The 11,490-nt window shown below is 59.2% G+C and carries 5 protein-coding genes; 4 read left to right on the top strand and 1 reads right to left on the bottom strand.

What is annotated here, in order from left to right:
* The first annotated feature begins 140 nt into the window (after nt 1-140).
* The 4 genes from mexE (at nt 141) to F6S08_RS16460 (ending at nt 7,536) form a co-directional block, all read left to right on the top strand.
* Complete coding sequence (gene mexE / locus F6S08_RS16475) at nt 141-1,382, top strand: multidrug efflux RND transporter periplasmic adaptor subunit MexE (protein WP_065927800.1); 1,242 nt, start codon at nt 141-143, stop codon at nt 1,380-1,382.
* Between the two features lie 15 nt (nt 1,383-1,397).
* The gene (locus F6S08_RS16470) at nt 1,398-4,577 is read left to right on the top strand and encodes an efflux RND transporter permease subunit (protein WP_315871911.1); all 3,180 of its coding nucleotides are present in this window, start codon (nt 1,398-1,400) and stop codon (nt 4,575-4,577) included.
* Nucleotides 4,574-5,989 carry a TolC family protein gene (locus F6S08_RS16465; RefSeq protein WP_315871910.1) on the top strand — a complete coding sequence of 472 codons (1,416 nt, stop codon included), beginning with the start codon at nt 4,574-4,576 and terminating at the stop codon, nt 5,987-5,989. Before F6S08_RS16470 ends, F6S08_RS16465 begins: the two co-directional genes overlap by 4 nt.
* 299 nt (nt 5,990-6,288) lie before the next feature.
* A complete protein-coding gene (locus F6S08_RS16460; RefSeq protein WP_315871909.1) occupies nt 6,289-7,536 on the top strand; it encodes an MFS transporter in 1,248 nt (415 codons plus the stop codon).
* A gap of 105 nt (nt 7,537-7,641) precedes the next feature.
* Here F6S08_RS16460 and F6S08_RS16455 read toward each other — a convergent pair whose 3' ends face one another.
* On the bottom strand, nt 7,642-11,478 hold the full coding sequence (locus tag F6S08_RS16455; protein WP_315871908.1) for a hypothetical protein: 3,837 nt from the start codon (nt 11,476-11,478) through the stop codon (nt 7,642-7,644).
* Nucleotides 11,479-11,490 lie beyond the last annotated feature (12 nt).

The raw sequence follows: 11,490 nt of genomic DNA, 5'->3' as shown, positions 1-11,490 counted from the left end.
TAACGAAACCCCCATGCTAGAGGGCTAACCCCGCGCTTATATCATTCCGAATGATAGTTACCTTTGCTTCATTCGATTCGTGACATACCGCCTCGCCGCGCATGATCCGCCCATCTCAAATACATTGGCGGATGCACCTCATGGAACAGTCACTCAAACATTTGCGCTTCCCCCTGGCGATCCTGGCCGTGGTGGTGATGAGCGCGTGCGGCAAGACCCCGGAACAAGCGGCCGCCATGCCACCGGCAAAAGTCAGCGTGGCCAAGGTGCTTGAGCAGCCGGTCAACGAGTGGGATGAATTCACCGGTCGCCTGGAAGCGCCCGAAACCGTACAGATTCGTCCACGGGTCTCTGGCCAGATTGACCAAGTCGCTTTCACCGAAGGCGCTTTGGTCAAGAAAGGCGACCTGCTGTTCCAGATCGACCCGCGTCCGTTCCAGGCCGAAGTGCGCCGCCTGGAAGCCCAACTGGCTCAAACCAAAGCCGCCGCCACCCGCAGCGACAACGAAGCCCAGCGCGGCGAACGCCTGCGCCAGAGCAATGCGATCTCCGCCGAACTGGCCGACTCGCGCACCACCGCCGCCCAGGAAGCCCGCGCCGCCGTCGCCGGGATCCAAGCGCAGTTGGACCTGGCCAAGCTGAACCTGAGCTTCACCCGCGTGACCTCGCCGATCAGCGGCCGCGTCAGCCGTGCCGAAATCACCGCCGGCAACCTGGTGACCGCCGACGTCACCGCGCTGACCAGCGTGGTCTCCACCGACAAGGTCTACGCCTACTTCGACGCCGATGAACGTGTGTACCTCAAGTACACCGAACTCGCTCGCCAAGGCCGTCGTGGCGCTACCACCCCGGTGTACCTGGGCCTGTCGAATGAAACCGGCAACCCGCACCTGGGCCAGATGAACTTCGTCGACAACCAGGTCAACCCGGCCACCGGCACCATCCGTGGGCGCGCCGTGTTCGATAACAGCAAGGGCGAATACACCCCAGGCCTGTATGCACGCCTGAAGCTGGTCGGCAGCGGCACCTACTCCGCCGTGCTGATCAACGACGAGGCCGTCGGCACCGACCTGGGCAAGAAGTTCGTGCTGGTGATGGAAGGCGACAAGCCGGCGTATCGCGCAGTGGAACTGGGGCCGAAGATCGAAGGCCTGCGCATCGTGCGCAGCGGCCTGAACAAGGACGACACCATTATCGTCAAGGGCCTGCAACGCGCACGCCCCGGCTCGCCGGTCGCCCCGGAAACCATCCCGATGGCCAGCAAGGAAACCCTCGCCGCCTTGGCCCAACAACGACAAGCGCTTGAAGCCAGCAACCTGGAGCAAGTGGCGCCGGAAAAAACCGCGCCCAAGCTCGCAGCCGTTGCGTCTCCACGCGGTTAAGGGATACGACTCAAGATGAATTTTTCCAAGTTCTTCATTTCACGGCCGATCTTCGCAGCGGTGCTGTCGCTGCTGATCCTGATCGCCGGTGCGATCTCGCTGTTCCAGTTGCCGATCAGCGAATACCCGGAGGTGGTGCCGCCGACCGTGGTGGTGCGCGCCAACTTCCCGGGCGCCAACCCCAAGGTCATCGGTGAAACCGTGGCCGCGCCGCTGGAGCAAGCCATCACCGGCGTCGAGGGCATGCTGTACATGTCCTCGCAATCGACGGCCGACGGCAAGCTGACCCTGACCATCACCTTCGCCCTGGGCACCGACCTGGACAATGCGCAGGTGCAGGTGCAAAACCGGGTGACACGGACTCAGCCAAAACTGCCTGAGGAAGTGACGCGCATCGGTATCACCGTGGACAAGGCCTCCCCCGACCTGACCATGGTGGTGCACTTGACCTCCCCGGATCAGCGCTACGACATGCTGTACCTGTCCAACTACGCGATCCTCAATATCAAGGATGAGCTGGCCCGCCTGGGCGGCGTCGGCGACGTGCAGTTGTTCGGCATGGGCGACTACTCCCTGCGTGTATGGCTGGATCCGAACAAGACCGCCTCGCGCAACCTGACCGCCACCGATGTGGTCACCGCGATCCGCGAGCAGAACCGCCAGGTGGCAGCCGGTGCCCTGGGCGCCCAGCCTGCACCGTCTGACACCAGCTTCCAGTTATCGGTGAACACCCAGGGCCGCCTGGTCACCGAGGAAGAGTTCGAGAACATTGTGATCCGCGCCGGCGCCAACGGTGAAATCACGCGCCTCAGGGACATCGCCCGGGTCGAGTTGGGATCGAGCCAATACGCACTGCGCTCGCTGATCGATAACCAGCCGGCCGTCGCGATTCCGATTTTCCAGCGCCCCGGCTCCAATGCCATCGACATCTCCAACGATGTGCGCGCCAAGATGGCCGAGCTGAAAAAGAGCTTCCCGGCCGGCATGGATTACCGCATCGCCTATGACCCGACGATCTTTGTGCGCGGTTCCATCGAAGCGGTGGTGCACACCCTGTTCGAAGCGCTGATCCTCGTGGTGCTGGTGGTGATCCTGTTCCTGCAGACCTGGCGCGCCTCGATCATTCCGTTGGTGGCGGTGCCGGTCTCGTTGATCGGGACCTTTGCGGTGATGCACCTGTTCGGCTTCTCGCTCAACGCGCTGTCGCTGTTCGGATTGGTACTGGCCATCGGCATCGTGGTGGACGACGCCATCGTGGTGGTGGAGAACGTCGAACGTAATATCGAGCTGGGCCTGGAGCCGTTCCCGGCGACTGAAAAAGCGATGAGCGAAGTGACCGGGCCGATCATCGCCACGGCGCTGGTGCTGTGTGCGGTGTTCATTCCAGCGGCGTTTATCAGTGGCTTGACCGGGCAGTTCTACAAACAGTTCGCCTTGACCATTGCGATCTCGACGGTGATCTCGGCGTTCAACTCGCTGACCCTGTCCCCTGCCCTGGCCGCCGTGTTGCTGCGCGGTCACGACGCACCGAAGGATCGTTTCTCGAAGGTCCTCGACAAGCTCCTCGGTGGCTGGCTGTTCCGTCCCTTCAACCGCTTTTTCGAAAAGTCCAGCCATGGCTACGTGAGTACCGTACGCCGGGTGATTCGCGGCACGGGCATTGCCCTGTTCGTGTACGCCGGCCTGATGGTGCTGACCTTCTTCGGGTTTGCCCACACCCCGACCGGCTTCGTACCGGCCCAGGATAAGCAATACCTGGTGGCTTTCGCCCAACTGCCCGACGCTGCGAGCCTGGACCGCACCGAAAACGTGATGAAGCGCATGTCGGAGATCGCCCTGAAGCAGCCCGGTGTGGAAGCTGCGATTGCCTTCCCTGGCCTGTCGATCAACGGGTTCACCAACAGCCCGAACAGCGGCATTGTGTTCGTGACCCTGAAGCCGTTCGATGAGCGTAAAGACGCGAGCATGTCCGCTGGGGCAATTGCCGGTGCGTTGAATGGCCAGTACGCCAACATCGAAGAAGCCTACATGGCGATCTTCCCACCGCCGCCGGTACAGGGCCTGGGCACCATCGGCGGGTTCCGCCTGCAGATCGAAGACCGTGGCAACCTCGGCTATGACGAGCTGTACAAAGAAGTGCAGAACGTCATCACCAAGAGCCGTGGCGTGCCCGAGTTGTTCGGCCTGTTCACCAGCTACACGGTCAACGTGCCCCAGGTCGATGCCGCCATCGACCGCGAAAAGGCCAAGACCCACGGCGTGGCGATCAGCGACATCTTCGACACCCTGCAGGTCTACCTGGGTTCCTTGTATGCCAACGACTTCAACCGCTTCGGGCGTACCTACCAGGTCAACGTGCAGGCTGAACAACAGTTCCGCCAGGACGCCGACCAGATCGGCCAGCTGAAAGTACGCAACAACAAGGGCGAGATGATCCCGCTGGCGACCTTTATCAAGGTCAGCGACACCTCGGGGCCGGACCGCGTGATGCACTACAACGGCTTTATCACCGCCGAGATCAACGGCAACGCGGCACCGGGCTACAGCTCCGGCCAGGCCCAGGCGGCGATTGAAAAACTGTTGAAGGATGAACTGCCCAACGGCATGACCTACGAGTGGACCGACCTGACCTATCAGCAAATCCTCTCGGGCAACACTGCGCTGTTCGTGTTCCCGCTCTGCGTACTGCTGGCGTTCCTGGTCCTGGCCGCCCAATACGAAAGCTGGAGCCTGCCGCTGGCGGTGATCCTGATCGTCCCGATGACGCTGCTGTCGGCCATTACCGGGGTAATCATCTCCGGTAGCGACAACAACATCTTCACCCAGATCGGCCTGATCGTACTGGTGGGCCTGGCGTGCAAGAACGCGATTCTGATCGTCGAGTTCGCCAAGGACAAACAGCAGGAAGGCCTCGACCCGCTCGCTGCGGTACTGGAAGCCTGCCGCCTGCGTCTGCGGCCGATCCTGATGACCTCGTTCGCCTTCATCATGGGTGTGGTGCCACTGGTGTTGTCCAGCGGTGCCGGTGCCGAGATGCGTCATGCCATGGGCGTGGCGGTGTTCTCCGGGATGATCGGGGTGACCTTCTTCGGCCTGTTGCTGACACCAGTGTTCTACGTACTGATCCGTCGCTATGTGGAGCGCAGCGAAGCGCGCAAAGCGGCCAAGGCCTTGAAGCTGGAGACACAGCAATGAGTGTGAAAGTATTCCTGCCGAGCTTGCTGGTCCTGGCGCTGAGCGCCTGTGCCGTGGGCCCGGACTACAAGACCCAGACCCCGGAGGCGGCGAACATCACCGCCGCCGCGGACGCCAAGCAGTATGACCACGCCAAGTTCGAAGGCATCTGGTGGCAGCAGTTCGACGACCCGACCCTCAACCAGCTGGTCACACAATCGCTGCAAGGTAACCGTGATCTGCGCGTGGCGTTTGCCCGTCTGCGGGCCGCGCGGGCGATTCGTGATGACGCCAGCAACGACGCCATGCCGACCATTACCAGCCGCGTCAGCAGCGACCAGGGCAAGGGCCAGATCCCCGGCCAGACCACCCGCCGGGTCAAGACCGAGCGTTACGACCTGGGCCTGGACATGGCCTGGGAACTGGACCTGTTCGGGCGCATCCAGCGCAACCTGGAAGCCACCGACGCCGACCAGCAAGCCGCCGAGGCCGACCTGTACCAACTGCAAGTCACCCTGATTGCCGAACTGGTGGACGCCTACGGCCAACTGCGCGGCGCGCAACTGCGTGAACGCATCGCCCTCGACAACCTGAAGAACCAGCAGGACTCGCGCACCATCACCGTCAGCCTGCGCGACGCCGGTGTGGGTGACCAACTCGACGTGGAGCGTGCCGACGCACGCCTCGCAGCAGTGGAGGCCAGCGTGCCGCAACTGCAGGCCGAACAGGTGCGTGAGCGCAACCGCATCGCCACCCTCCTCGGCCAGCGCCCCGACAAGCTGACCGTGGACCTGGGCCCGAAAGACCTGCCGGCGATTGCCAAGGCGTTGCCGATCGGCGACCCGGGGCAACTGCTGCAACGGCGCCCGGACATCCTCAGCGCCGAACGCAAACTGGCCGCCGCCACCGCGCGTATCGGCGTAGCCAAGGCCGACCTGTTCCCACGGGTCAGCCTCAGCGGGTTCCTCGGCTTCACCGCCGGGCGCGGTTCGCAGATCGGTTCATCCGCCGCGAATGCCTGGGCCCTTGGCCCGAGCATCACCTGGGCCGCCTTCGACCTGGGCAGCGTCCGCGCCCGCCTGCGGGGTGCAGACGCCGAAGCCGACGGCGCCCTGGCAAGCTACGAGCAACAAGTGCTGCTGGCGCTGGAAGAGTCCGAGAATGCCTTCAGCGATTACGGCAAGCGTCAGCAACGCCTGGTCTCGCTGATCCGCCAAAGCGAATCCAGCCGCGCCGCCGCCGACCTCGCCGCGATCCGCTACCGCGAAGGCACCGTGGACTTCCTCGTCCTGCTCGACGCGCAACGCGAACGCCTGGCCGCCGAAGACTCCCAGGCCCAGGCCGAAGTGGACCTGTATCGCGGGATTGTGGCGATCTACAAGGCGCTGGGAGGTGGCTGGAAGCCAGACACCGTCGTGGCGACTGCGAAGTAACGTAAAGAGCTCCTTTGGTTGGTCGCATCCAGCCAATTTTTAGCCCCGTGGCCTATTTGGTCATGGGGCTTTTTTTGTTTGGAGCGTCCTAAAATGTTGAAAGTTACTTCTGTAAGCGAAACAAGAAGTCCTTCGTAGGTCACTTCCTAATACCGCGCTGCGCCTGGCAATCAGGAGTACATGCTTTTTATTGCGGCTGCCATTTCTTCTACAACACAGAAAATGAGGCCTTCTAAAAAAATGGATGCACCTTAAACTTTAAATATCGTCAGCTTAAAAAGACAGATATTTAAATAAAAATGAGCACCCTGAACCCACTCAAAAACAAGCACGACAACCTATATTACTCCTTATCAATTTTTATGAACCTTGATGTCCAAAGAAGCCTGTTTGTACTTTACCTGCTGCAATTTGGAATTACACAAGGGGAAATAGGCATTCTTCAATCTTTTTTATTCTTTTCTTCCGTAGCGTTAGAAATCCCATCTGGTTTGCTCGCAGATCGATATGGTCGTAAATGTTCTCTCATACTCGGCTTTTTAGGGCTATTTATAAGCGGCATTGGATTTCTGCTATTTTCCTCCTTTATTCCTTTCGCCATAATATTTTGTCTGTTCGGCGCCAGCATTGCCATGGGCTCCGGTTCGGACAGGGCATTACTGTATGATAACTTACTGGCCCAGCATCGCGCCGAAGAGTATCCTAAAATACTCTCACGCGCCCGTGCCATTGGTGCGATTTCATTAGGCTTATCTATGCTGCTTGGTGGCGTATTACAAGACACATGGTCTTGGAACAGTGTTTATATTTGTTTTGCGGCATCAAAGCTCATTGGAGCTGTTGTTGTGACATTCATTCCCGAAATGAAGCTCCCGGCGTTCTCACTGAATTTGAATAAAAAAAGTCACAAAATTAATGAAAAAACGGAGGGACATCTCACCTCGCTGATTAATTTTTTTCGGTCTAAAAAAGGCGCATTTCTTATACCTTTGTTTATTGGATATGCTTTATTCGAGCTTTCAACGATCCCCTTGTTCATCTATGGCCAACCCTTTTTTTCCATGCAGGGTTTAGAGGTACCTATCATCGCTGGCATTTATGCTGCTGTTGAAGCCCTGTCGGCATTAATGTTCATGGCTGCTGGCTTTTTTTGTTCTCGTTTTTCTCTCGGCATAATTGCTTTCTCTACCACCCTTATTGCCACCTTTCTTCTTTTCATTCTTTCATTGAATATCGGTACAACCACTTCGGTCGCAAGCTTCCTTCTAATCATGTCGCTCCCTGCCATATATGAAACCTCATACGAAACCTATATTCATGACAATATTGAGTCACACATCCGAGCATCGTGCCTATCTGTGGCGAATCTGGTTAACTCAGTTATTATCGGCATCTCCTATACTGTTTTCGGCGGTTTGTTGGATGCATATGGTTTTTCGGTGACGTTGATCATCGTTGCAGTCTCCTGTTTTGTTGGTTTATTGGGTGTAAGTACAACATTGCTGTCAAGTGGGCAAAAAGACCATTTAAAAAAACAAGAAGCTTGAATCGTCCCAGGTTTTCCACGGGGCCGTCGAGTCGTTGAACTATCGTGGTTTTAAACGGCAAATTTCAGCCAATCCGTCTTTCCCCAGTGCATTCAAACATGCGCTTCAGTGCCACTTGAACACCTCTTGAACGACATCGCTGACAGACCGTGGAGCGTGAGGCCCGTGCCCGCCCGGCCGGGGGAGCCGCTCCAGCACCTGGACGATTTTGCCGGTCTGATCATGGCGCACCAGCACAAAGCGCGGTAAAGGAGCGCTGCTGACTGCACGCTTGCGAATAATCCTGACGGGCAATTGTTCGGTAATTACACCACCTGTGGCCTTGGCCTTGTCCAGCGCCTGTTGAATCGCTTTCACATTTTCCTTGTACAACGGCCGGTTGTTTTTAGCCTGGTCCAGCAACGCAATGCCGAACAGGGTCGAATCGGCGTTATGCGCCTGGGGCGCCTTGGCGAACAAGCTCAAGGTCGCCTCCTGCACCTCGTCCCCCAAGTGGCGAAAGTGCTTGGGGTCCGTGGTGTTGCCCAGGTTGAGCAAGTCTGCAATGTCCTCGCGTCCGCCTTTGATCGCGCCGGAATAGACATAATCCTCATCACCGGGAAAACCATGGGCCTGCTCATGGATCAGTGTGTTGGCCATGGCATCGTCGCTACTCCCCATGCTGCGGTAATAGTCCGTGGCGCCGTTCACATTAACCTCTATGTATTTTTCCTGGCGATAGCCTGCTTTGTAACGGCTATAGGACGACGGCAGGAGCTGGGCCTGCCACTCCGAGCCTTCGTTTTCGAGGAAGTTGATGTTGGAAAGATCCAGCTTGTCCAAATCCACTTTCATGGTGCGCTGCTTGCGCGTAAAGGCAGCCACGACGTCCTCGGAATCCGCGCCGAAGAAGGTTTTGCACACGAATTTGAGGTCTTTCTCGAACTCAGGATCGGACAACGCACTCAAGGCACCATTGAGTCGCTCCCGGGCGATGGGCAGTGCTCGTTCAATGGCTTGACGGCTTTGCTCAAGGAGGGGTGTCGCGGCGGGCGTCCCGGCGGTCTCCAGGGTGGGCAGTTGAGCCGGGTCGTGAGGACGTGGTTGCTCACCGTCAACGGAAGGCCTGCGCATTTTCCGGGGACGCTCGGTGGCAAAAGGCGGCGCGCCCAGTTGCTCCTTCATCGCGGTCTTCCAGGTCGCACGGAGCTCCCCCAGCGGCCTGCCAAGACGAAAAACAGGGCGGCTGCTCAACCATTCGTAGCCTGCCTGTAACGGCTGCTCCAAACCCGCAACAGGGTTGAACAGGTTATTGCTCAGCGCACCAAACGCTCTGGTGGCCGCCGACATCTTGGACAAGGCAGTCTCTGCCCGACTGACAGCCTGCGCCCCTTCCACAACCTCGCCAGCGACCACGGAGCCGATCATCACAGCGTCGAGCGCACAGCCGGTGAGCGCGCCCAGCTCGGTCTTCACGCGCCCGTAGGCGATGTCGTCGTAGCATCCCTTGAACGGAATAAGCAGGTCTTCAATGGTCTTGACCGCTTCCTGCGTGCGCGCCTCGAAACGCTCACGCGGCGTCGTGCCGATGGCGGAGTCCAGGAGTTCCTGGCGATTGAGCACCAGGTCATGGCGCCGTACATAGGCGGCAAAATCCCTGGTTTTCTGCGAAAAGTATCCGCCGTCTGCCAATGATCCGCGCCCGCTGCCGGCCGGCAGGGTTTCGCGCAAGGCGCGTATCTGTACCTCGGACTCCCCGGCCCCATGGCCGTCCGCGTGGGATTGCAGTTTCGTCACCCACACACGGGGCACCTGCGCTTCGCCTCGGGCCAGTGCCTTGAGGAAATCGGGACGCTCGAAGTACTCGCCCCTCAAGGGCCAAAACTCAAAACATTTCGCATTGTCACCCTGTCCCGCCTGGACGATAAAACCATAGCGCCCCTTTACCCGCTCCGTTTGTTCCGCCGCATCGCTGATGGCCTTTCCTTCGGCGGTGATGGACTCGCCCTCGACCCGGTAAAACGTCAGTTCTTCTCGCTCAAGCAGCTGTCGGTCCTGATAGGGCATTTTGCTGAACAGTTCCTTGAGACGTGTGGTGATGGCTGAGGTGAACGTGTCGCCCCCCGACTTTACCGAACGGTCGAGCATGTCTTTGGTAAACCGAAGCCGATTAAAACCCGCCTGCAGGTCGGCGAGCTCTCCGCCCGTTTCTGCCGTAGTCCCGCCAAAGGGACCGTTGGCCACTTTTTGCGCATACTCACCGTTCTTCAACGCCCCCATCATATGCAGGTCGATCAAGCTCAATTCATGGGAGGGATCAGCCATGAAAAAAGGCATCGGATAGGTATCTCTCTGCACGGGCTTATCCAAGTCTCGCCCTGGGAACACCGCCTTGAGGTCCGCCTGGGCCAAGGCTCTGCGCGTCACGGGAGGGGTCTGCAGGACCGCAGTGGCCTTTTGCGTGGTCTGGATATAGTCCTTGTATTTGCCCGCGCTCTTGCGCAGATCTTCCACGGTGTAACGGTCATCGGCACGGCCCGCGATCACGCCATTGAGCACGCCCCAATCCAGCAACGGATCTGCCTCGGCCGCCTGGAACAACGGCACCAGTGTGGGTGTTGGAGGCTGGAGAGCCGCGCGCTCCAGCACTTGAGCATAGGTCAGGGTCCGACTCGATCCTGGCGCGAGGGCTTCAAGCAGGGCAACGGTTTTCCTCAACACCAGCCAGGCGGGAGAACCGATATGCACGGTGTCGGGGATATCCCGCACCAGAAACTCCGGCGCGACAGTCGCCAGGAATAGATGGCTGACAACCTCCACGGCGTCCGGACTCACGCCTTTGTTCTGCACCAGGTGCATGTGCAGGTCTTTGCGGGCATCGGCCATCTTGAGCCCGGCATTTTGCAGCGAGTACAGGTCATACCCCGCCACGTGATTTCTCTGCTGCCCCAGGTGCGGATCAATACGCAACAGATGGGCGGTGACCTGCAACTGATTGAGCTGCTGTTTGCGCAAACCATCGTGGGGAGCGTTCAGCCCTTCCAGCAAACGGTGCTGGCGGTACACCTTGAGATTCTTCTGGCTGCGTAACCGCCCAAGGATGTGCGCATCGACATCACCGGAAAGAGGCTGCTGTTTATCCAGCCACTGCGGGCCGACGAAGCGTTCAAAGGACCCAACCAGCGTTTGGCGGTCTTGCTGGCTCAGTTTCAGCGGCGAGTCCAGCGCCAGCCAGGGCCCGGTATAGTTGCCCATCGGCGGGCTGGAGGGAAGCGGATGGCGCTGCCAGCCAATCAGGTTGCGAATGACCTTGGCCGAGCGCGGGACATCCTGCCCGTCGGCGTTGGGTAGCGTCACGCGCAGCATCTGCAATGCATCGACTTCGCCCGTGGAATGGAGGATATGTCCGGTGGTTTGCGCCATGTCCAACAGCGTGTCGAAGCGTTTCTTCAAGCCTGGCCGGGCGGATACAGGCTCGCTCAAATCGATCCAGCGCCCTGCACTGTCCAATACCTCCAAGCGTCCATCGAAGATGCGTAGATGGGCGGTCTGGCTGTCGATTCCATATTTTTCCCAGGCCGCCTGCATGCCTGGACGATTTGCCAAAGCGGCCAGGGCCTTGCGCCCACGCTGTACATCGGTCGCCAGCGTGGATCTCGTGACGCTTGAAAAGCGGATCTCGGCGAGGTCGATAGTGTCCTGATCCGCCTTGCCCTGCACGTGGCGCTCCAAGGCAGCGATCCAGCGTTCCTTATTTCTGGCTTCCAGTATCGCCGTGTCGAGCAGGGCTTGCGAAAAATCGCTGATGCCCTGCAATTGGCCGGGGATGTGATGAACCAGCGTCGAAGGGCGCAGCAAAGGCTCCGGACGGATGACCTCCGGGGAACGATCTGGCTGAATCCCGGTGGCCGTGGATGGAAAACCCACTGCAACGGGTTCAGGCGTAGCAACGACCTTGGACATCAGGAGAACTCG

Origin of the sequence: Pseudomonas sp. JV449, from assembly GCF_032424295.1 — a bacterium.
GTDB lineage: Bacteria > Pseudomonadota > Gammaproteobacteria > Pseudomonadales > Pseudomonadaceae > Aquipseudomonas > Aquipseudomonas marginalis.
This window is presented reverse-complemented; position numbering and strand designations above follow the sequence as displayed.